Raw genomic sequence first — 22,973 nt, forward strand, 5'->3', positions numbered from 1 at the left:
TGGTGGCAGATTCATTCAAAAAGGACGTCACCATGCCCGCCAACCTGATGCTTAAAAATGCGTTAACCACTCATACTCATCCCACCGAACAGGCCAAGCCCACATCTGAAAAAATCCCGCAACTTGAGCGTGTACAAGCCTATTACGCCGAAGCCAGTGAAGGGTATCGCGATTGGAGTAAAGGCTTGAACATGCACTTTGGTACCTATGAGTGGGGCACCAACCCATTCAATCTTGAGGCCATGCTGGAAAATACCAATCGCGCGGTACTGCAAAGCCTCAAACTGCGGGGTCAGCAAAATTATGTATTGGATATGGGGTGCGGTTTGGGAGCCACTGCCCGTTTTGCCGCCGGGCAAACAACAGTGGCCAGCATCACGGGCATTACCATTGCCAACAACCAGGTGAAAGAAGCGCGCGCGTTAAGCTGTGACCTACCCGGTGCGCATAAACTTGGCTTCCACCGTGCGGATTACCATCACACATCTTTTGAGAGCGCCCAGTTCGACGGCATCTATGCCATTGAAAGCGCGTGCCACAGCACCGAGCACAACAAAACCTCTCTGTTACAAGAAGCCCTGCGATTATTAAAACCCGGCGCCACCCTGACCCTGTGCGATGGGTTTATGACCACGCAAACGCACTCCGCCTTTACACGCCTGTGCTATCAAAAAACCTGCCACCATTGGGCACTCGGCCACTTCCCCGATTTACATCAAGTCACCGCACACATGGCCGAGCTGGGGTTTGTCAATATCAAGGTCGTCGACCTCAGCTGGCGGGTGCTGCCTTCAGCCTTGTTTGTGCCATGGATGATTATTAAGTATGGGGTTAAGCTGCTTTGCCGAGGTGACCGCAACCCGCAACACTGGCATCATCTGCTCGCGCCTTTGTGGGGATTAGGTTTGGCTATGAATCGCAAGGCATTTGGTTATTACCTCGTCACGGGTGATAAACCGGATATCAAAACCTAAACCGTCGTAGGTCGGATTAGCACAGCGTAATCCGACAATGCATTTCGCAAGTATGAAAAATTTTCGCAGGGAGGAAGTGGGGTGTCGGATTACGCCTTACGGCTAATCCGACCTACGGGGCCTGTGGTTGCGTTTTAGATTATGCCGGTGCGCCAGTGGTTTTCAGGGAGGTTGGTGACGCCGAGCAGACGGGCGATATCGCCGAAGAGTTCGTGTGTGCCCCACACGCGTTGGCCGTTGTTGACGCCGTCGCCGCAGTAAATGATGCGGCCCATTTGCAGCGCGCTGCCGGCACCGCCGGCCAGGGTGACTGCGCCGGCAGCGCCGCCGTGTTTGGAGCCGTCGCCCACTTCGGAAAACATTACCACCAGGGTATCGTCGAGCAATCCTTTCGCTTGTAATTGTTGCAGGGTGTAAGCCAGCAACGAGTGATACCAGCGCACTTGCGCGGTGTGCGGTACATCGCCGGGGCGGTGGGAGGCGTTGTGGCTGGCGTGTTCGTTATACCAGCGCGTTACAGCGCCGACGATGCCGCTGTTGGTATCGTGTTTGATGCCTTGCGCAATGGCGTCCTGTGCCATTTGCCAGCATTCATCGAAGGCGTAATTCACCAGGTTGCCGTTCTCATCGCCTTTGGACATTTGCAGCGTGGCCACACGATGCAGGCCGCAGGAAAACGCGCCGACAATATTGTCAATTTGCGCGCGGCACAGGTGCGGAAACATTTGCCATTCTGTCGGCGTCAGCGGTTGATTCGCTTGCGCATAGGGATCGGCGAGCACATTCGGATTAAAACTGCATTCACCCACTTGTACGCCGGTTTGATCGCGCAACCGCCGCAAAGCGTTCGCGTGTAAATCAATCTTGTCCTGCCGTGTGCCCTCCAGCGTTGCATCGGACAAATGTTCAAAATCTGCCAAAATCGTTTCGTACAGGCGCCGTTTTAAATCCGACACTTCACCACCCGCATCACCGATGCGCGCCGCTAATTTTTGCGCGACATCGGCGGGATCATTGTTGGGAATCGGCCGCGCATTGGTGCCGACGTTGCGCGGTTTGGAGATCATCGCGTCGGATTTTGGTCCGGTGCGTACACCCAGACTCAATACACCCTCGCTGCCCAATTGCTCCGCAATTAAATGATCGATGCTTGCGCTGGCATCGCTGATCTGGTTGTTACCGGTGAGGATGCCGCGCATATCGTTGTAGTGCGCACCGGCGCCCTGGCCGATATCGAGATTCAGGTTTTTAAACACGATCATCCGATTGTGCCAATCCTTCAAAGGCCCCAAACCAAAACTCAATTCAGTACCGTTGCTGATGCTGCCGTTGTCCTGCGCCGGTCGCCAGTTGTAGGGCACCACGCCGTTGGGGTAATACAAAAATAAAACACGTTGCGCGCTCGCTGTTTGCGCGAGTACCTGTTGGCCGAGCATCTGCCCCGCGAAGGGTAGCAACATGCCTGTCCGTGCGAGGTTCATTAAAAAACTGCGACGCGAACGATTGTGGGAGTTTGTCATTGTTATGGTCCTCTGCAATTAACGACGCAAGATAAAACTGTCGGATAAGGTGAGGTCGATCAGCATGTCGCGCATGCCGCCACCTGCGCGCAGGTCCGCGCTGTAGGCGCGAATGATCGGCTCATCAAGCTGGGTTTCGTTGCGCCCCAGGGTGTAGCGGTAGAACTGCCGTGAGTAACAGGCCGCACCCTGCCCGCTGTCAGCAATCAATGCGGCCAGCTCCGGGATGGAGTTGTAGGCTACCGCCGGACTGTTGGGGTCAAGGGTCGTCTCCGGCGAGTTCAGGCTTTTGATGGCACCGCTAGCATCCACCGCGCGGGTGTCGCCGTTGCCCAGGGTTTCGATGGTGCGGAACAGCGCATCGCTGCCGAAGCTTTCGAAACCGAAGCCAACGCCGTCGATAAATTGGTGGCAGGAGGCACAGGCCGGATCGCTGGTGTGGCGCGCAGTGGCATCGCGGTTGCTGTCGCTCGGCTCGAAGACCACATTGAAATCAGCGGCGGCGGGCGGCGGGAATTCCTGGCACATCAAGGCCTGACGCACATACACGCCGCGCTTGATCGGCGCCGGGTTAACCGTGTTGGTGCGCGACGCGAGGAAGGCGCCGTGACCCAGTAGACCCGCGCCGGAGCGCGCTTCCCCACTGGTATGGAAGCGGCGCGTCCAGTCCGTCACCGCCGGCATCCCGTAATGGGCGGCCAGTTCGGCATTGACCCAGGTGTAATTGGCGGTCAGCAGCTCGTTGAACGGCTTGTTCTCCTTGATGGCTTCCACCACGAAGCGCAGGGTTTCTTCCTTGAACGCAGCGATCAGCGTGGGGCTCTGGATGGCCGCAAACCCGTATTGGTTGTCGATCAGCCAGCCCGAAGCAAAGCGCCGCAGGCCGCGTTCGGCACGCGGGTCCGCCAGCAAGCGTTCCACCTGCGCGGCGATATCCAGCGTCCCCGCATCGGCAGCGGCCAACAAGTTCTCGTCCGGGGTCGTGACCCAGAAGGTGTAGGCCAGCAGGGTCGCGATTTCATAGTCGGTCAGGCGATAGAGGCCGGTGTCTGTGTCCGCCACGCCCAGTTCCGAGCGGTACATAAAGTGGGGCGACATCAACAGTGCCTGCACCAGGGTGCGACCGGCGTCGGTGCTGTCATAGAGTGCCGTGTAAGTGCTTACTTCGTCGTTTGACAAGGGACGACGGAACAGCTTCTTGCCTAACCGCTCCACCACGCAGGGGTGATCACTACAGCCCGGCGCTAGGCCGGCAAAGCCTTTATCGGTGATAGTCTGGTCAGCCACCTCCGCGGCGACCATCTCGTAACCCAGGGTGCGCTCGTTGTCCGCGATCAGGAAGGAAGCAGTTTCAAAGTTGCGCAAGCGACCGTCCGCCGGGACCGGGTTCATCAGGTTATCGGGGAAGGCAATGCCGAAGATATCGCGCACACTGTTGAGGTATTCGGTGCGCGTCAGCAAACGCAAATTGCGCGCATCCAGGCTGGACTGGGATGGACAGTCGGTGCCGCTACAGACGTCCGGCGCTTCCCAGGCGTTGGCGATGATCATGCTGGCAATGTCGTAGGCGCAGTCGCCGGGGGTGGTGCCGGCACATTGATTGGCGGTACCCATCGGCATGTAGACGCTGATGTAGTCCGCCAGCAGTTCCACCGTCCAGGCGCTGCTTTCGTGCAGATTATCGAGTGCGGCTGCTACGCCGCCCTTGCCCTGCTCGCCGTGGCAACTGGCGCACTGGCCAGCATAGAGATCCCGCGCGGGGCCGTGGGTGTCGCCCTCAAACAGCGCCTGTAACGAGAGGCCGTGAGCCGGGACGACCAGTTGCACCTCGGTTTGGGTAGGATCGGTAAAGACGTAGGGCAAACCATCGCCGGTCCAGCCAGCAAAGGTGGTGCCGTAGGGTGCTTCATCAGCGGCGATAGTCACCACCGTGCCGGCGCGGAAATCGCGCTCGTTGTCCGGCGTGCTGCCGCCGATCACCGACAGGCGATACAGCGTATTGTCCCCCGAGCCGCCGGGGTTCCAGGGCGTCCAGCTGTTACTGGCGAAGCTGTAACTGGCAGAAGTGGTGATGCTCAGGTCCGGCGTTTGCGCGCCGCTGCCGTTGGTGAAGATCACGTTGATAGCACCGTTATGCAGGTGTTGCGGTTCCACGCTGTAAGTCCACCAGCCATCGGCGTCGGGGCCATTCATTGCCACACCGGGCCAGGGTGCTACCACCTGGTTGGCGCCGTTGACGACAGTCCACACATAGATGCGCACGTTGGCCCAGTCGGCGGCGTTATCAAAGCGCAGCTGCAAACCGGGCGCTCTGTCGACAAGGGTCAGGGTCGCGGTCATTCCCTGGTAATGGGCTTCGACCTCTGCGGTGCCAGCGGCCAGGCGCGTGAGCAGTCCGTTTGCACTCACTGATGCCACCTCGGCACCGCTCACCATCTGCCAGCTCACCTGCCCGTATAGATTCACGCGCATACCGTCGCTGCGCACACCGTAGGCCACCAGTTGTTGTTCATCGGCCAGTGCGACGCTGGCGGGCGCAATCTCTATCGCGGTAATGGCCGCCGACGACGAACTGGATGAGCTTGAACTGTTGTCGGATGAAGTGGCACTGGATGAATTACCGCTGGTATCCAGGCCGTTGATCCATTCCGCAAACACCGCTTCCGCCACCGGGTTGGTGTAGCGCGAACCCTTGGGCATCCGATTGCCGTCGCTGGTCTGGTAGATGTACACCACGCTGTCGTCGGTACTGCCGGGGCGCACACGATATTTTCCGCCGCTGGTGGCCTGGTTGATCCAGCGCATATCTGCCAGCGGGGTGTCGTATTGCATGTCCATAAAGCTGCTGTTGTGACAGTGCGCGCAGTTGGTGTCGGCGTAGGCTTTGACCCGCGCCGTGAGATCGGCCGTCGCATCATCGAGCGCTGCAAACTGTTCGTAAGCCACCGGATGATCGATGCCTTCGCTGAATAAACCGATGCGATCGAACACCACCAGCTGGTTGTCACTCACGCCCTGATAATCAAACGTGCGATTGAGTTGACGCGTGTTGACCGCGAGCGGATCTTTACTGCCGCTGCCCACATGGCAGGAGCCACAATCGGCAGCCGATTGCACGGCGCGTTCGCGATTAATCATTCCGCCATCCATCACGTTGATGGTTTCCGTTACCAAATTGGCATCGGTACCGGCGGCATTCCAGTGATAATTTGCGGCTTGCCAACCGCTGTCCTGACGAAATAACACCGAGGTCGTGAAGGGTTGCTGGGGATTATTTTCCGTGGCAATACTCAGGTGTTTGACCAGCACCGAACCCACAGGTAGATCCCAAGGCTGGGTCGGATCAAAGCCGATGGTTGTGTTGTTGGGGATGGCCATAAAATGCCGCGCTTGCGCACCGTCGAACCAGCCGTTGCTGTTGAGTGCGTATTCAACTACGCCATTGACCGGAGTCAGATTTTCCAGGTCGGCAAACAAACCCGTTGCCGATAAGTGCGCGGGAATTTCTGCCGCTTGCGCCGCATCATCCACCACGCGGTAAATGGTTGAACGTCCGCCGTATTCCACGCCGTAGGTGGAAACCAATAATTCTTCACCGCTTAAATCAGTGCCGAAGGACACAATGTTTTCCGGAAAGGCTTCGCTGATAAGTTGTTTCGCTTCGCCGTCGACGATTGACCACAAACGCTTGGTGACGTAATCACCGAAGATAAACCGGCCGGTCAAACCGGGTAACTTGTTGCCGCGATACACCACGCCGCCGATGATGGAATAACCGGTGGGATGGTTGTAGCCGTCGCGCGGCGGTTCAAAATCGGTGCTGCAATTTTTTGCGGGGTCGCCCCCCAGATCACCGCGATTGGTTAAACCTTCACACACCGGCCAGCCGTAATTTTTTCCTTTCTGGATCAGGTTCACTTCTTCAAAACCCGACTGCCCTACTTCGGTTTGCCAGATGGTGTAAGGCGCATCCGGATCAAAAGCCCAACGCCAAGGATTGCGATGACCGTAGGACCAGATTTCCGGACGGAAATCCGGATTGCCAACAAACGGATTATCCGGCGGTACCGCGTAATATTTTCCGTCGACCGGTGTGTCGAGCAATTCAATACGGATCATGGTGCCGAGCAAATTGCTGGTGATCTGCGCGTTGTTGTTGGTGCGCGGGTCCACCGGGTATGACGTGATAGCGCTATGCCCGTAGGCACCGTCACCAATGCTCAGATACAAATAATGTTCTTCGGCATGGAATTGCATCATGCCGCCTTTGTGATCGGGACCGGGTTGGGGCACGCGTAAAATTTCCACGCGCGAATCGGGTACCACGGCGGTGGGATTGTAGGGATCGTCTACCGTCCAACGTTCGAGGATCGCGTCGCCGAACTGGCCGTTGGACGCGCGCTCGTTATCATCGGTGCCGTGGATGTAATAAATATAAAAGTAACCGTTGCTTACATAGTCCGGATCAAATGCCATGCTGAGCAAACCTTGCTCATGATAATTGCGCACGACGTTGTTGATATTGAGCAATGTGCGCACTTCCGGTTTGGTGACAGTTTCGTCATTGGGAAACACAAAGATGGTGCCGACTTTATCAACCACATAAATCACATCATTCACACCATCGGGTAATACCATCACTGGCGAGGGAAATTGATCATCAAGGTTGGGGTAGGCTTTTTCAAAACGGTAGTCGCCACCGGATACATTGCCGGTGATAGGAAAATTAAAAGGCGCAGTCAAGTCAATGGGCGCCCCACATTGTTCAGGGGTTTGCCACACACCATCGCGATAGCAATTCAGCGGCGCATTGAATTGCAGGTTCTGGGTTTGCGGTGCACCGTTATTGTTAAACACAATACCGGCGGTATTTATCTGCGCTGCAAAGTCATAGGAATACCAGCCATCGCCCAGCGCGGTAAGCGCAACGCCAGGCCAGTTGGTGTTGGCCTGTGCTGGTGCGACATTAAAGTAATGAATATACGGCGCGGTGTAATTGAGTGAGTTATAAAAATAAATGCGCGTTGCGGAAATTGGCGCGCTGCTGACGCTGGACGAGCTGATTGGCGAGTTGGAACTACTGGAGGAATTCGCGCTACTGTCCTCGACTGAGCTTGCCTGGACCGAACTTTCCTGGCTTGAACTCAATTGGCTCGCACTGCTCGATTGGCTTGCAACAGAGCTTGACGATGAGCCATCTGTGGTTAACGCGAAGCCACATTGTTGCAAATTTTTCCAATTGCCATCTTCATAACAACCGGCGCCATTGAATGTCAGGTTATTGGTTTGTGCACTGCCATTGTTGCTGAAGATAATGCCCATCGACGTAGGCATCACGCCATTGCTCAACAGTGCACTGAAATCGTAACAAAAAAAGTTGCCGCGCCGGGTCATGCTGCTGCCTGGCCAAGCGGGCAAAGGGCTCATAGAGCCGGAGGGTACCGGATTCCAGAAATAAATCGTGGGGTTGGCGTGATTGCCGGCGTTGTTGTAACAAATCGTGTTGGGTGAAAGAGTTTGCGCCACCTTACTCAAACTGATGACTTTTGTTGCATCATCAAAGGTAATTCGATAATCGCCATCGCCTTGCGTAACTGGATAATCCTGCCCGGGATAAGCTTCATTCCAGTTATTGGCATAGCGGCTGATTTTAAAGCGCGGGTTTGTGCCGGAAAACGCTAATTGTGTTTCCCACAGGCCTGTGGTGGTATTCCAACTCATTGCCGTGGCAGCCCAATTATTCGACGTGCCGCGTACGTGTGCTTCCGGCCAGGTTTGCGCATTCACCCAAGCGGATGAAAACAATAAAGCAATAAAAAAACAGCGACTGAACCAGGGTGTCAGGTGTGATGCGGGCATAAATTTTTCCTGTGTTTTTCCTGAGTAGCAACCAGGTATGCAGCACCGCAAACTACCTCTGCTATCCACCCGGAAATCGTTATTGTTATTCATGCAATGGCGCTGCTTGTCGACATGCAGACAATAGCTCGCCCCACGGCGCTGGCAGCGCGTGCAATAGTCTATGAAGATGCATCCGGCAAAAAAACTCCAGCCGCAAACCTTGCGGCATTGTTTCAGGTAATGCTTTCGGCAATACGACTGCCGTTGAGATGATGAAAGCTGGATATCCGTGGGCACCTAACCGAACCCGCAGATGATTTGATAAAAAACACTAGCCAGTGGGCACTGACAAATTGAGTTATTGTTATTTAGCGTCTAAGCAATATAGGTGATTAAATTAACGCCAGGCAATATGAATACGTATTCAATAACCTGTTGCAGGTGGTAAATTGTCATGGTTTTTATGTAATAAAATTCTTTATAAACAGCGAATAATTCTAGGCGATGAGTATTTTTATAAGTGCATACGTATGCAGCACATCCCTTGTGTTGGCTGCATCACTAAAAGGGTGTAATACATATAACATCACGCAATATCAATCATAAATCGACCGCAAGAACTTCCAGTCGCCACAAGAATTTTATCCCTTTCGTTTCTATTTAATTCATTTACACTCAATACCCAGCGTTGCATTTCAACAGCCTCATGCACGCACTGTTAAACAATAACCATAATTTTTCTAACAGGTCAAAAGCCATGAAAAAACTATTCTTCACCTTGTTATTATTTCCCGCGAGTCTTTTACTGTCTTTTTCTGCTGCCGCACAAACCACCTTCGTTCATTTGTTTGAATGGCAGTGGAATGCGATCGCCAGCGAGTGTGAAAACCATCTCGGCCCCAAAGGCTATGCGGCGGTGCAAGTGTCGCCACCGCAAAAATCTGTCAGCGGCAGCCAATGGTGGACTCGTTACCAACCGGTCAGCTATGCCATTGAAGGTCGCTCGGGCACGCGCGCGGAATTCGCCAGCATGGTGTCGCGTTGCAATGCCGTGGGTGTCGATATTTATGTGGATGCCGTTATTAATCACATGTCCGTCGGCAACCGTAATTTTCCTGAAGTGCCCTATGGCCCTAACGATTTCCACACCTGTACCACCGATATCAATTACAGCGATGCCTGGTCAATTCAGAATTGCGATCTGGTGGGTTTGAATGATTTAAAAACTGAAGCGGATTATGTGCGCGGCAAGATTGCCGACTACCTGAACGATTTAACCAGCCTGGGCGTAGCCGGTTTCCGGATTGATGCGGCCAAGCATATCCCCAGTGGCGACATCGCCAACATCGTTAGCCGATTAAATGGCAACCCCTATATTTTTCAGGAAGTGATTGGCGCAGATGGTGAGCCGATTCAACCGAACCAATACACCTATATCGGCGATGTGACCGAGTTTAATTTTTCCAACACCCTGGGCCATTATTTTAAAGGGCGCGGCGCACTGCGCGAGTTGCGCAACATCGGTGTATGGAGTGGCTGGCTGAACAGTGCGGATGCCATTACCTTTGTCGCGAATCACGATAACCAACGGCAAAACACCGGCAATATCATCACCCACAAAGACGGCACGAATGTGAATAATATTGCGCACGTTTTTGCGCTGGCCTGGCCTTATGGTTACCCGAAAGTGATGTCTAGCTACAACTGGAACGATCACGATCAAGGTCCACCCAGCAGCGCGGCTAACACCTGTTCCGGCGGCTGGTTGTGTGAGCACCGCAATCGCGAAATCGCCAACATGGTCAGCTTCCGTAACGCCACACAAAGTGCATTTTATGTATCCAACTGGTGGGACAACGGTGCAAATCAAATTGCTTTCGGGCGCGGTGATCGCGGTTTTGTGGTGATCAACGGCGAAAGCGGCGGCACATTAAATACCACCCTGCAAACCGGCCTGGCTGCCGGCACCTATTGCGATGTCATCAAAGGTGATTTTTCCAACGGCGTGTGCACCGGCCCGACTATCACCGTCAGCGCCAACGGCAATGCGAGTTTTTCTGTCGGCGCAAAAGGTGCATCCGCTATTCACGCTGACGCCATTGTCGGCCCCATCACGGGCAATGAATGTGTTTACGACACCATGAATTTACGCGGCACGTTTAACAGCTGGGGTTCACAAGCCATGACCTGTGCCAACGGCACCTGGACCGGCAGCGCCAACTTTACCGGCGGCAGCAATGACCGTTTCAAGTTTGATGTGTACGGCGATTGGCAAACCAATTTCGGTGATACCAACAACGATGGCATTGCCAATCTCAGCGGTGCCGATATCGGGATTACGTCCGCCGGTAATTACACCATCACCCTTAACGATGCGAGTCTCGCTTACACGTTAACGCCTGCAACAACCAGCAGCAGTTCCAGCTCAAGTTCCAGCAGCACGTCGGGCACGGTTGCGGTGAATTTCACCTGTCAGAATGGCACAACTTATTCGGGACAAAGTGTGTATGTGGTGGGCAACAATGCCGCTATCGGCAGTTGGTCGGTGGCCAATGCGGTAAAGCTTAATCCCACCAGTTATCCCACCTGGACTGGCACGATTCAATTACCGGCGAATACGGGTATTGAATGGAAATGTTTAAAGCGCGAGGAAAATAATCCGGCGGCGGGTGTAGTGTGGGAAGCGGGTGGAAATACGAGTGTGAATACGGGGAGTGGGGCGAGTACGGTGGGTGGGTTTTGATTTTTTTGCTCGTGACCAATTGATTACGAGTCGAATCATTCCAAATCACTTCGCAATCCGTTTGTCATTAGGGGTTTGGTTTCGAAAACGCATAACAAATTGGCAGGACAGCCAATTTGCACAGAGAAGCTGCCCGAAGGGTGAACCAAAGGGATGTGGTGAATGAATCATCCCTGTAGCTCCCTCAATTCATCCCTGAATTGAGGGTTTCGAAACCAAACCCCTAACGCCAAACTCACTTCATCTGTGTCGGATTACGCTGCGCTAATCCGACCTACATGCTACATGCCAATCCGATCTTTCCCGTAGGTCGGATTAGCCGCGAGGCGTAATCCGACATTTACAATTTCAATCGAAAACCAAGGCGCGTTAATCCCGCGCCGATGAACATGATGACGATGGCAAAGGCGAGGCTCCATAAAATTCCCGCCACACCGGCATTAAAAAATTCCGGACGCAAACGGATGCCGAAGAGCGCCAGTGACGACAATAAAATATACGGCAGAATATAAACCAACAACGGATTCACCGCGGCCGGTTCAAATAACTTGCACCACGCCTGCTTTTTGTAAACATCCACCAGCCAATAAATCAAACCGAAAATAATGCAACAAAACAGCACGCTGAATAGTGTCCAGCTGGGCGTCGCCCAGATTTTGGAGATGGGCGTAAACTCCCAACTGATAAACGCCAGTAATCCCACCACCGAGGTAAAAATAAAATAATGTTGCTGACCAAAAGACTGCAGGCCCGGATGATAAAACAATAACGACAGTATCACGCCGCCCAACACAATAGCTGCATGGGTGTGGTTGCCGTTATTGGCTGCCAGGGTTTCCAGTATCGGAATATGTTGCCCCTTGATCGCGTCCAGCATGAAAAAAATCGCCAGCAACAATATGGCTGAACCCATCAAGGTAATTAATTGCCACAGCGGTGTCGGGCAATGACAACTGGCGATATAAATCACGCTCGCTATCAGGTAGGCCCAGCCGATCAACCCGAGGATGCCCCACCATTGCGGTGTCATGCCGGTATCATCAGGGCCGCGATATAAACCCCACAACACCAACAACCCGAGCACGCCGAGAATCTTGCCGCCGTTTACCACCAGGGGTGAGAGGGTTTTGGCATAGTGGGACCAGATCAGCAGCACGCAGCCGAACATCAACAAGGTCCAAAGCGAGATGGGGATGACCATGGCTTCCGCCAGATAACCGGACTCCGCATTCACCATAAACACGCCGATGATGATCAAGGCCAGACTGCGCAGGCCAACATGTTTCAGGACATCCTGGGTGGCATCGCCTTTGCTGAAACGCGCCTGGGTCGCAAAGGGAATGGACATGCCCACAATAAATAAAAATGCCGGGAAAACCAGATCGACAAAGGTCATGCCGTCCACGTCGGCGGGATAGTGTTTCATCCATTGGGGAACATCGGAGATGCCCGCCAGTTCGTTGACGAACACCATGGTAAAAATGGTAATACCGCGGAACACGTCAATGGATAAAATCCGACGTGCCGCCAATGCCAGTTGATTCATTGTTATAAGCCTTTTAGTTTTGTATTGACCGAAGGCTTACGATAACCGAGGCAAACTGTCACCCGCAATCGCTATCTGGCGGTTTAACAGTTATTAACGGGCAGGTGTTAAGCGGTACTTATTCCATCCGCCAACCGCTGCCCGGTATACGGTGAGATGTCTACGCGGCTTCCGCTTCATCGTGCGGGCGCAGGCTATCCAGCAGGGTGCGACGCAAGGCGGTCAGAACCCGGTATGCATCGGGAAAACTGTACACCGCGCAAATAACGAAGACCGGAATAAAGTTAATGATGTAGCGGGAATTAGCCTCCCACAGTAATAAAAAGAGATAAATACCCACCACAGCGGTGCGCGCGGCAAAAATAGTAGCCGCCTGTTTATTGCGGGTGACCGCGTCATACCACAGGCCCCAGATGATCAACAAAAATATCAGCACATGATGGCCGTGGGCGAGGACTTTGTAATAATCAAAGTAACGCCCGCCATCCAGCGCAAACTCATGCAAGGCATTGCGACGCTGGGGATTGTCATCGATCATCTCGTGCACGCCATAAATACCGCTGCCGAAATTTAATTGCTGCTTGCGGCCCAGGAATTCCAGATAGCCCCGGAAACCGTAATCCGCCAAACGCTCCTTGATGCGCGCAAGATTAGCGTCGACCCGTTGCTCATAGGTGGGATAACTATGGGTGTATCCATAATCCTCACCATTGTATGCGCCGTTGCCTTTCAGCCCCATCATGACCCAATGGAGATGCGGCACCCGCTTCAGATCTGAATAGCGTTCATCAAGCAGATGATTGTCACGATAGGCGGTAAAACTTTTCAGCAAGATAAAAAAGATCAGCAACGCTGCAACAAGACTGTAACGCTGCCGCCACAGCTGCCCGCGAATAACCAGATCCGCCAGGATAGCCACAGCAACAATCGCAACCGAAAATTTTATCAACGCGCCCATGGCGCAGAGCAGCCCCAGAAAAATGCCCAGCAATAAACGCTTATAAAAAACTTCCTGCTTTAATAAACGCAGGTAAAAATAATAGAGCGCCGCAACGAAGGGTAAGGACAGCGTGTCGGTATAAAATACCGGAGTATAAAATTGCAAGGGGATGCAAGTCGTGAGCAACCAGAGCGCAAGTAGACCGTGTTTAACATCTTTCAATTCACGGCAGATGCCATATACCAATAAACTGCCCAAGGTGAGTGACACCACATTGTAAATGGTGCCCAACCAATAGAGATCTTCCATGCCCAGCGCTGCGCCGGTAGAAAACAGCAGCCCCAGCAAACTGGTTGCACCAAGATTGTGGGGAAAAATATGGAAGTAATCGCGATAGTTACCGAGGTTGCCCTGCAATGCCAGATTGACCGCGCCGCGATAAACCGCTTCCGTATCCCAAGCCGTTGCTACAGCCAACCAATATCCGAGCGATAACTGCCCGACAAACAGCAACAACATACTGACCGCAAGAATGGGTTTCTCCCGTCGAACCAGCAGCGCTTCCCGTCGGCTCATCCAGCGATACAGGTAAGCAGTCGCCGCCAGCCATCCCAGAATCGATACGATAATCGCCAGGGTGTTAAAGCGGTACACCTTGTTTTCAAATAACACACCGAGAAATAACCAGGAAAAAATAATGGCAAAACAGAAGCAATAACAACGGTGAAAATACGAAACAAAAACAGCGCTAACGCGCGGCGTCAGGAGAGGCATAATATTGTCCTTTATTTTTTACCTGAAATGTCTTTTCAGGCATCTACTTTTCAGTCCCTATTGAGAAAGCCTCAATGAATGGATCAGCGGATGTCACTTTACTGCAAGGCAAGGTTGAGTCAAGAGTCAAAATAACCCTAAGCAGCCAACCAACGATTTAAACGTCACAATCGCAAGCACCCTGACAGCCAAACCCTTGCGCCAGTGTTATGTTGCTGGGCTATCAATAGTGATCACACCAGTGAACCCCACTGGCATGATTCAGTCATTATAGAAATCCCGTTTCACGACGTTATGGAGCTGCGACGATGACTATCGACTGGATGCCTTACCTTCCTGAATTAAAAACCCTTGCTATTGCCCTTGGTATCGCCTTCGCACTATGGCTCGCGGCGCATGTGGCCACTAGAATCCTGGCGCGTGTTACGCGGCCTTTTTTATTTCCGCGCCTCCTGTTGGAGCAAACCAAAGCACCCTTGCACCTGATTGTGCCATTGCTTGGTGTCCAGGCGGTATGGACGGCAGCGTCTGATGAATTGTTGTGGATGGCCGGTCTGCGCCATATCACGTTGCTATTGATCATCGGCGCGTTTACCTGGCTGGGTATGCGCGTCGTCCTGGCGATACAGAAAGTCATTATTCATCACCACCCGGTTAATGTTGCAGACAACCTCAACGCCCGTCGCATCCAGACGCAAACCAAAGTGCTGGTGCAGACACTCAGTTTTTTTGTGTTGCTGTTCGGTGCGGCAGCGATGCTCATTACCTTTCCGGCGGCGCGTCAATTTGGTACCAGCATTCTGGCATCCGCCGGCCTCGCCGGTTTGGCAGTGGGTTTTGCGGCCAAGCCGGTATTGGGCAATTTAATTGCCGGGTTGCAGATTGCATTTACCCAACCGATACGGCTCGATGATGTAGTCATCGTCGCGAATGAATGGGGCCGGGTCGAAGAAATTACTGGCACCTATGTGGTGGTGAAAGTCTGGGACGAACGGCGTTTGATCGTGCCTTTGCAATGGTTCATTGAAAACCCGTTCCAGAACTGGACGCGCACCACCTCCGATTTAATTGGGTCGGTATTTTTCTGGATGGATTATTCCGTGCCCATCGATCCGTTACGCGGCGAGCTGGAACGACTGGTTAAGGAAGTGCCGGAATTGTGGGACGGGCGCGTCAGTGGTTTGCAAGTGACCGAAACCACGGAAAATTCCGTGCAGATTCGGGTGCTGGTCAGTTCCAGCGATTCAGGTAAAAACTTTGACCTGCGCTGTTACATTCGCGAGAAGATGATCAGTTTTATTGCGCAGAATTATCCGGAAGGTTTACCCAAATTACGCGCCACTGTCAGCGAAGAAAAAGAAGAGAAAAAGGAAACCTCTACCATCAGTGAACCGGAGCGCCAGCCTCCAGTGTAGTCCGGGGCTGACATAAACGTTCATACCCATAAGGGATACGGCCCGGTGTTAGCCAGCGCAATTGTGGCCTTGCTGCGTTTTAGTGCGCCAAGCGCCATCTCACGCGCCACTTATTCGCTGGTTAATCCAAAAATATCGATCGTATGTAAGCTAACGCCCAGACACGATTGTTTCGATTCTTTTGAATAGACAACGTAACCAATTTGTAATGCCGCTCCGCAGCCGGGCACTTCGGCCAGCATGCATACCTGCATACTGGCGGTACAGGACTCAGCTGTTGTCAGCGTTAATTTTTGGGTCACCAGAGACTGCAGCCTGCCTTAAAGTACGCTGCCAGTTTTTGCTTTTGTCTTTAATTTATGCGCAATAATTTTTTCGCCGTTTAAAGGTAAAACTCAGAAACTTCTTTTATGTGACCCAGTCATCAATATCAAGCCTTCACGATTCGTAAATACTTTTTCTCTAGTCTGTGAGCGAGATATCGCGGCGGCAAAAATTTTATTTTCTTTATTACTTTTATTTATTTTTTAACATTGCATTTATAAACGGAGGAAGTTATGGGACACGCTGTTGCGCTCTCCCGGTTTGAAAATTTGGATGTCCTGTTAACGCGCAATCAGCGATATTCGCGTAAGCCGCAAGCAGAAAAACAAAAGCAAAAAATCCTGTTTGTCACGTCAGAATATAGCGATCTGGTCAAGGTAGGTGGTTTAGGTGACGTGTCTTCTGCCCTACCCAAAGCTCTGGCGCCGGATTATGACATCCGGGTTTTGATTCCCGGTTACCCGCAAATTATCAACAGTGGTTTTCCGCTGCGCATTGTCGGCAGCGTACCGGCCCAGGGAGAAATTCCTGCTTGTCGCATTGCGCGCATGAACTTACCCAGCGGGCAGGTGCTGTATGTGTTGTTGTGCCCGGAATTGTATGAGCGCATGGGCACGCCTTACGGCGATAACCACGGCCAGGATTGGCCGGACAATCCCGTGCGTTTCGCGCGCCTCGGATTAGCAGCAGCGGAGATTGCCGCCGACCAGGCCAACCTCCGCTGGAAGCCGGATCTGGTCCATGCCAACGACTGGCCCGCCGGATTGGCGCCCGCCTATATGCGCTGGCGCGGGCAAGACACCCCCAGCGTCTTTACGATTCACAATCTTGCCTATCAGGGTTTATGCAGCACTGAGTACAGCGAATCTCTCGGGCTTGCACCGGAGGCATTACAGATCAACGGTATGGAGTTCTACGGCAAGCTGTCATTCCTGAAAGCGGGGATCAGCTACGCAGACCACATCACCACCGTCAGCAAGACCTACGCCTGGGAAATCACCACCCCCGCGTTCGGTTGCGGACTGCACGGCTTATTGAAGCAAAAATTTGACCGCGGTCGATTGAGCGGCATCGCCAACGGCATTGATGACAATTGGGACCCCAAAACCGATCACCATCTGGTGAAAAACTACGACCCTTGCTACCGCGAAGGCAAGGCCGCCAACGCCCGCTACGTGGAACAGATGTTCGGCTTGCGCGCCGGCCCCGGCCCGCTTTTTGCTGTAGTTTCACGACTGGTACAGCAAAAAGGTATCGATCTGACGATCGCGATCAGCGAGTCCATCGTCAAAGCCGGTGGCCGCCTGGCGATCATCGGTTGCGGTGAACCCGCCCTGGAGGAAGAACTGGTGAAACTGGCCCAGCGGTATCCAAAGGACGTCGGTGTGCACATTGGTTTTAACGAAACCGATGCGCGCCGTATGTTCGCTGGCAGCGATTTCCTGCTGATGCCCTCGCGTTTTGAACCCTGCGGATTGAGCCAGATGTACGCCCAGCGTTACGGCTCACTGCCCATCGCGCGCCATACCGGCGGACTGGTGGATACCATCAATGACGGCGTAACCGGATTCCTGTTTCAACAGGCCCAGCCAGACGTATATTGGAAAGCCATCCAGCGGGCATTCAATGTATATCGCCGCCCGGACTTGCTGCACGCCATGCGCAGCCAGGCCATGCTGACGCCGCTCACCTGGCGCCAGTCTGTGCGTCCTTACGACCAACTGTATCGCCAACTCATGGCCAGTTCGGTGAGCCAACTAATTCCAGCGGAAGGAGGTCTGCGCGCTTGATGGACACGCTCGCTCCGCGCCATGGTGCCCGGTTGCAGAAACGGGGCACCCCGCTATCGCAGGAAGCCACTACCCAATTTTCCCTCTGGGCGCCGGATGCATCGGCAATTGCCGTCAAGCTCGACAATGGCCAACTGCACGACCTGCAACCCCTAGCCGACGGCTGGTTCAGCCGCCTGGTGCCCTGCGGTGCAGGTACGGGCTATAAGTTCGTGATCAATGGCCGCCTTGAGGTGCCGGACCCGGCGTCCCGGGCGCAAGTCGATGATGTGCTGGGCATGAGCTGCGTGCTAGACCAGGACGCCTATGTCTGGCAAACCACAGCCTGGCGTGGCCGCCCCTGGCACGAAGCCATCATTTACGAACTGCATGTCGGCCTGCTCGGCGGGTTTGCGGAGACGGAGGTGATCCTGCCCCATCTGGTCGAGCTGGGGGTAACCGCCATCGAGCTGATGCCGCTCAATGAATTTCCCGGCACGCGCAACTGGGGCTACGACGGTGCCGAGATTTTTGCCCCGGAAAGCAGCTACGGCACGCCGGACGAGCTCAAACATTTAATCGATACCGCCCACAGCCTGGGGCTGATGGTCATTATCGACGTGGTGTACAACCACTTCGGCCCCGAGGGCAATTACCTGGGGCAATATGCCAACGATTTTTTTCGCGAAGACATCCAAACCCCCTGGGGCGCCGCCATCGACTTCCGCCGCCGCGAGGTGCGCGATTTTTTCTGCGAAAACGCCCTGATGTGGCTGGAAGATTACCGTGCCGATGGCCTGCGCCTGGATGCTGTTCATGCCATCAGCGAAAAAGATTTTCTGGTGGAACTGGCCGAGCGGGTCGGCAGTGCTATACCGACCAATCGTCACATCCATCTGATATTGGAGAACGAAGGCAACAATGCCAGTTTGCTAGAACAAGGTTTCGATGCTCAATGGAATGACGATGGCCACAACATCCTTCATCACCTGCTGACCGGGGAGAAGGAAGGTTATTACAGCGAATTTATTGAATCGCCCACCACCAAGCTGGCGCGTTTTCTGGGGGAAGGTTTTATCTTCCAGGGCGAAAAGAGTCGCCACGGCCATGCGCGCGGCGAACCGAGCGGCCATTTGCCGCCCACGGCATTTGTATTGTTTTTGCAGAACCACGACCAGGTCGGCAACCGCGCTTTGGGCGAACGCCTGATTGATCTGACCGACGAAGATTCACTCAAAGTCGCGGTGATCCTGTTGCTCCTGTCACCCATGGTGCCGCTGCTGTTTATGGGCGAGGAGTGGGGCACGCGTAAGCCCTTTTTTTACTTCACCGACCATCACGCCGAATTGGCCAAGGCCGTGTGCGAGGGGCGACGCAATGAGTTCCGGGAATTTGAGCTGTTCAGCCACCCGGAGATGCGCGAAAAAATTCCCGATCCCAATGATCCGCAGACTTACGTGAACTCGATGATCGACTACCGCGAACGCCACGAACCGGGCCATGAAACCTGGTGGCAGTTTTACCGGACGCTGTTGGATCTGCGCAAACGTTGGATCACACCTCACCTGCCAGAGACGCGGGTAGAGAAAGTCACCGAGCTCGCGGAGCGGGCGGTATCGGCCGCCTGGCGCCTGGGCAACGGCAGCGTGTTGCGGATCGATATGAATCTGAGCGACAACCTGGTGAAGCTGGAAGGCCCGCCCGGCAACCGCCGCCAGCTGTTCAGCCACCGGGTTGACAGCAGCCACTGGCACGACGCAACCCTGCCACCGCGCAGCGCCATGGTGACCCTCAGTTAACGTCGGCAGTCAGTGTTCGTCATCCCACAGACAACCCCTTTGGCACGGGCAACTATTCAGTGATGGCTTCAGGTCGATTGAGAACAGGATCGTTTATGCTGCGCGCGACACTTCGTTTGCAATTCCACCAGGGCTTTACCCTGGACGACGCGGTACCTCTGGTACCTTATTTTGCGCGCCTGGGTATCAGCCACATCTACGCATCACCACTACTCAAGGCCCGCCCCGGCTCCCTCCACGGCTACGATGTGGTAGACCCCACCCGGGTAAATCCTGAACTGGGCGGCGAGGCGGCGCTGGAACGCCTGGTCGCTGCGCTACGCAAACACAAGATGGGGTTGATTGCGGATTTTGTCTCCAACCATATGGCGGTGGGTGGCGATGCCAACCCCTGGTGGCTGGACGTACTGGAGTGGGGCATCAGCAGCCCCTATGCGCGCTTTTTTGATATCCAATGGAATTCCCATGACCCTCTGCTGAAAGGCCAGCTGCTGGTACCTTTCCTGCGCACAGACTATGGCGAAGTGCTCGCCGCCAATGAAATTGGCCTGCATTTTGATGCAGACCACGGCAGCTTTTACGCCAACCATTACGACCACCGCTTTCCCCTTTACCCACCCAGCTACGGCGAGATTCTGCGTAACACCGGTGTCGATGATCTGCTGACGCTGGTGCGCCCTTTTGAAGCGCTGGAACGCAGTCCCAATTACTGGCAAGCCGCACAGGAATTGCGTCAGGAGCTGGCACATATTGCCCAGGCGCCGGATATGCGTTTGGCCATCCAGCACGCGCTGTCGCGCTATGAGGTTAAGCCGGACGGCGAATTCAGCCAGGACAACTTCAACCGCCTGCACAACCTGCTGGAAGCCCAGCATTACCGCCTCGCCAGCTGGCGCACGGCGGCGGATGACATTAACTGGCGCCGGTTCTTCGACATCAATGAACTGGGCGGCCTGCGGGTAGAAAAAGCGGAAGTCTTCGAAGCGACCCACGCCAAGATGTTTGAGTTGATTGAACGAGGGTTGGTGGACGGCTTACGCATCGACCACATCGACGGCCTGGCCAACCCCCGCGCCTACTGTCGCAAACTGCGGCGGCGCCTCAACGGCTTGCAAGCCAAGCGCCCCGCGCCGCTGACGGATGAACATCTCCCCATTTATGTGGAAAAAATCCTGGGCGATGGCGAACAACTGCCCGCCGACTGGCACACCGACGGCACTACCGGCTACGAGTTCATGAATGAGATGTCCCTGCTGCAACAGGACCCGGTTGGCGAAATCCAGCTCAGCGACCTGTGGACCAGCATCACCGGGCGCACCGCCAGTTTCATGGAAGAGGTACGCGAGGCGCGCGCCCAGGTGTTATCCAGCTCGCTCGCCGGGGATTTTGAAAGCCTTGCGCAGGAACTGCTGCTGGTCGCGCGCACTGATATCAATACCCGCGACCTGACCCTCGGCGCTATTCGCCGGGCGTTGTTTGAGCTGATCGTGCATTTTCCGGTGTACCGCACCTATGCCGGGGTTAATGGGCGGTCGGTGCAGGATCGGCAGATCTTCGAGAAAGCATTGGCCGGGGCACGCACCACGTTGGCCGAAAGCGACTGGCCCTTGTTGAACTATCTGGACCTCTGGCTGGGCGGCCAGCGATTGTGTGAGATGGCGCCCGGCGCCAACCGCAAACAGCGCCGCAAGGTCATCGCCCGCTTCCAGCAACTGACCTCACCCGCCGCCGCCAAAGCGGTGGAAGATACTGCCTGCTATCGCTCTGCCGTCAGCCTCGCGCGCAACGACGTAGGTTTTGACCCCCAGCATTTTTCTACCACGCTGAAAGATTTCCACCACCGCTGCAGCGAACGCGCCGCGCATTTTCCCGACAACCTGCTCACCACCGCCACCCACGATCACAAACGCGGTGAAGACACCCGCGCACGCCTGGGTGTGCTGAGCGAGCGCGCCGTCTGGTTCAGCGAAAAAGTGGAGCACTGGCAACAACAGACCGGCAACCTGCGCAGCGACCTGGACGATGGCCTCGCGCCCTCACCCGCCGATGAACTCATGCTCTACCAGACCCTCCTCGGCAGTTGGCCGTTGCGGCTGGAGCCAGATGACGCAGCGGGGATGCAAACCTACCTGGAGCGTCTGCTGCGTTGGCAGGAAAAAGCCCTGCGGGAAGCCAAGCTGCGCACCCACTGGAGCGCACCCAACACCGCTTATGAAACCGTTTGCCGCGATTTCCTGACCCGGCTACTGACGGATGAAGCCTACCGGGAATTGCGCCACGACATCGCGGCGGCGGCTATGGCCATCGCACCTGCCGGTGCCGTCAACAGCCTCAGCCAATGCCTGCTGCGCACCACCCTGCCTGGCGTACCGGATTTGTATCAGGGCGCCGACTTCTGGGATTTCAGCCTGGTGGACCCGGACAACCGCCGCCCGGTGGACTTCGAAGCGCGGGTCGCCGCCCTGTCCACCCACAGCAACCTCAATGAATTGATTACCCAATGGCACGATGGCCGCGTCAAGCAATACCTGCTGGCAGCCGTACTAAACCTGCGCGAAGCCCATGCCGAACTCTTCTGCCTGGGTAACTACGAGGCACTGGAAGTGGAGGGCGAACACGCCGGGCGGGTTGTCGCCTTCTGCCGCCGCCATGGCGATGAATACCTGATCGGGGTCGCACCGCGTCTGGTCGCCGGACTATTAGGCAACCAGATATGCCCTCACCCTGATTCCGCCGCCTGGCAGGACACCCGCATCCGCCTGCCGGAGCCACTGCGCCAAGCGTCATTATCCGGGGTCTTTTCCGGCACCCTCAAGCCGCGCCAGGGCACCCTGGCCATCGCTGAGGTGCTGGCGGAATTCCCGGTCAACCTCTTGTATTTCAAGCGCGACCCAGCAACACCCCATCACACGTAAATCGACACCACGGAGATAACCACCATGAACCTCAACGAGAACCGCGTGCGCGAATTCGCTTATCAAATCTGGGAATCCGAAGGTAAACCCCATGGCCAGCATCACCGTCATTGGGAGATGGCCTGCAAGCTGGCCGCTAACCAGAGCATGGACGGGCAGGCTGCTGCCGGTAATGGTTCGGGCAATGGCTCAGCGATAGCCCAGGCCGATGCACCACAGAAAAAATCACGCAGTAAAAAGCAACCGGCGGGCAGTGAGACCAAAGCCGTGAAAAAGGCCGCCGAGACTAAATCCACCACCGCCAAAACCACCCGGCAGAAAAAAGCCAAGACACTCAATGACACGGTGGATACCGAACTCTCACCGATTAACGATGGGTTTGAAGGTTCTGTCTAACCGGACCTGACGACCAC

Annotated in this window: 12 protein-coding genes; 7 read left to right on the forward strand and 5 right to left on the reverse strand. The window is 54.9% G+C overall.

Going from position 1 to position 22,973, the window contains the following annotated elements; translation table 11 throughout:
* Nucleotides 1-32 precede the first annotated feature (32 nt).
* Nucleotides 33-974 (forward strand): cyclopropane-fatty-acyl-phospholipid synthase family protein, encoded by a 942-nt coding sequence (locus tag CBR65_RS12400; protein ID WP_087467134.1) that lies wholly within the window; start codon nucleotides 33-35, stop codon nucleotides 972-974.
* Between the two features lie 134 nt (nucleotides 975-1,108).
* On the opposite strand, the gene CBR65_RS12405 is transcribed toward CBR65_RS12400, so the two are convergent.
* Both CBR65_RS12405 and CBR65_RS12410 read right to left on the reverse strand, forming a co-directional pair.
* Nucleotides 1,109-2,494 (reverse strand): DUF1552 domain-containing protein, encoded by a 1,386-nt coding sequence (locus CBR65_RS12405; protein WP_087467135.1) that lies wholly within the window; start codon nucleotides 2,492-2,494, stop codon nucleotides 1,109-1,111.
* 18 nt (nucleotides 2,495-2,512) lie between these two features.
* On the reverse strand, nucleotides 2,513-8,353 hold the full coding sequence (locus CBR65_RS12410; protein WP_087467136.1) for a starch-binding protein: 5,841 nt from the start codon (nucleotides 8,351-8,353) through the stop codon (nucleotides 2,513-2,515).
* 739 nt (nucleotides 8,354-9,092) lie between these two features.
* Between CBR65_RS12410 and CBR65_RS12415 the strand changes: the two genes are divergently transcribed.
* Nucleotides 9,093-11,078, forward strand: a complete 1,986-nt coding sequence (locus CBR65_RS12415) for a carbohydrate-binding module family 20 domain-containing protein (RefSeq protein WP_198300733.1) — start codon at nucleotides 9,093-9,095, stop codon at nucleotides 11,076-11,078.
* A 340-nt stretch (nucleotides 11,079-11,418) separates the two neighbouring features.
* On the opposite strand, the gene CBR65_RS12420 is transcribed toward CBR65_RS12415, so the two are convergent.
* Nucleotides 11,419-12,624, reverse strand: coding sequence for a DUF5009 domain-containing protein (locus tag CBR65_RS12420; RefSeq protein WP_087467137.1), 1,206 nt, complete (start codon nucleotides 12,622-12,624; stop codon nucleotides 11,419-11,421).
* 160 nt (nucleotides 12,625-12,784) lie between these two features.
* Nucleotides 12,785-14,338: a glycosyltransferase family 39 protein gene (locus CBR65_RS12425; RefSeq protein WP_087467138.1), complete on the reverse strand. Its 1,554-nt coding sequence runs from the start codon at nucleotides 14,336-14,338 to the stop codon at nucleotides 12,785-12,787.
* 308 nt (nucleotides 14,339-14,646) lie between these two features.
* Here CBR65_RS12425 and CBR65_RS12430 point away from each other — a divergent pair, with 308 nt between their 5' ends.
* A complete protein-coding gene (locus CBR65_RS12430; RefSeq protein ID WP_087467139.1) occupies nucleotides 14,647-15,753 on the forward strand; it encodes a mechanosensitive ion channel family protein in 1,107 nt (368 codons plus the stop codon).
* 110 nt (nucleotides 15,754-15,863) lie between these two features.
* On the opposite strand, the gene CBR65_RS22715 is transcribed toward CBR65_RS12430, so the two are convergent.
* The gene (locus tag CBR65_RS22715) at nucleotides 15,864-16,055 is read right to left on the reverse strand and encodes a CinA family protein (RefSeq protein WP_198300734.1); all 192 of its coding nucleotides are present in this window, start codon (nucleotides 16,053-16,055) and stop codon (nucleotides 15,864-15,866) included.
* A gap of 255 nt (nucleotides 16,056-16,310) precedes the next feature.
* Here CBR65_RS22715 and glgA point away from each other — a divergent pair, with 255 nt between their 5' ends.
* From glgA to CBR65_RS12455, 4 genes are all read left to right on the forward strand, one after another.
* A complete protein-coding gene (glgA, locus tag CBR65_RS12440) occupies nucleotides 16,311-17,867 on the forward strand; it encodes a glycogen synthase GlgA (RefSeq protein ID WP_087467140.1) in 1,557 nt (518 codons plus the stop codon).
* Nucleotides 17,867-19,645: a malto-oligosyltrehalose trehalohydrolase gene (treZ, locus tag CBR65_RS12445; RefSeq protein WP_087467141.1), complete on the forward strand. Its 1,779-nt coding sequence runs from the start codon at nucleotides 17,867-17,869 to the stop codon at nucleotides 19,643-19,645. Before glgA ends, treZ begins: the two co-directional genes overlap by 1 nt.
* A 95-nt stretch (nucleotides 19,646-19,740) precedes the next feature.
* Nucleotides 19,741-22,560 (forward strand): malto-oligosyltrehalose synthase, encoded by a 2,820-nt coding sequence (locus tag CBR65_RS12450; RefSeq protein ID WP_087467142.1) that lies wholly within the window; start codon nucleotides 19,741-19,743, stop codon nucleotides 22,558-22,560.
* A 24-nt stretch (nucleotides 22,561-22,584) separates the two neighbouring features.
* On the forward strand, nucleotides 22,585-22,956 hold the full coding sequence (locus CBR65_RS12455) for a DUF2934 domain-containing protein (RefSeq protein ID WP_087467143.1): 372 nt from the start codon (nucleotides 22,585-22,587) through the stop codon (nucleotides 22,954-22,956).
* The last annotated feature ends 17 nt before the right edge of the window (nucleotides 22,957-22,973 follow it).

Origin of the sequence: Cellvibrio sp. PSBB006 (assembly GCF_002162135.1) — a bacterium.
GTDB lineage: Bacteria > Pseudomonadota > Gammaproteobacteria > Pseudomonadales > Cellvibrionaceae > Cellvibrio.

What these genes read in the sequence shown, in the direction of transcription:
- CBR65_RS12400 (WP_087467134.1), top strand. Translation starts at nt 33, where the DNA reads ATGCCCGCCAACCTGATGCTTAAAAATGCGTTAACCACTCATACTCAT.
- CBR65_RS12405 (WP_087467135.1), bottom strand. Translation starts at nt 2,494, where the DNA reads ATGACAAACTCCCACAATCGTTCGCGTCGCAGTTTTTTAATGAACCTC.
- CBR65_RS12410 (WP_087467136.1), bottom strand. Translation starts at nt 8,353, where the DNA reads ATGCCCGCATCACACCTGACACCCTGGTTCAGTCGCTGTTTTTTTATT.
- CBR65_RS12415 (WP_198300733.1), top strand. Translation starts at nt 9,093, where the DNA reads ATGAAAAAACTATTCTTCACCTTGTTATTATTTCCCGCGAGTCTTTTA.
- CBR65_RS12420 (WP_087467137.1), bottom strand. Translation starts at nt 12,624, where the DNA reads ATGAATCAACTGGCATTGGCGGCACGTCGGATTTTATCCATTGACGTG.
- CBR65_RS12425 (WP_087467138.1), bottom strand. Translation starts at nt 14,338, where the DNA reads ATGCCTCTCCTGACGCCGCGCGTTAGCGCTGTTTTTGTTTCGTATTTT.
- CBR65_RS12430 (WP_087467139.1), top strand. Translation starts at nt 14,647, where the DNA reads ATGACTATCGACTGGATGCCTTACCTTCCTGAATTAAAAACCCTTGCT.
- glgA (WP_087467140.1), top strand. Translation starts at nt 16,311, where the DNA reads ATGGGACACGCTGTTGCGCTCTCCCGGTTTGAAAATTTGGATGTCCTG.
- treZ (WP_087467141.1), top strand. Translation starts at nt 17,867, where the DNA reads ATGGACACGCTCGCTCCGCGCCATGGTGCCCGGTTGCAGAAACGGGGC.
- CBR65_RS12450 (WP_087467142.1), top strand. Translation starts at nt 19,741, where the DNA reads ATGCTGCGCGCGACACTTCGTTTGCAATTCCACCAGGGCTTTACCCTG.
- CBR65_RS12455 (WP_087467143.1), top strand. Translation starts at nt 22,585, where the DNA reads ATGAACCTCAACGAGAACCGCGTGCGCGAATTCGCTTATCAAATCTGG.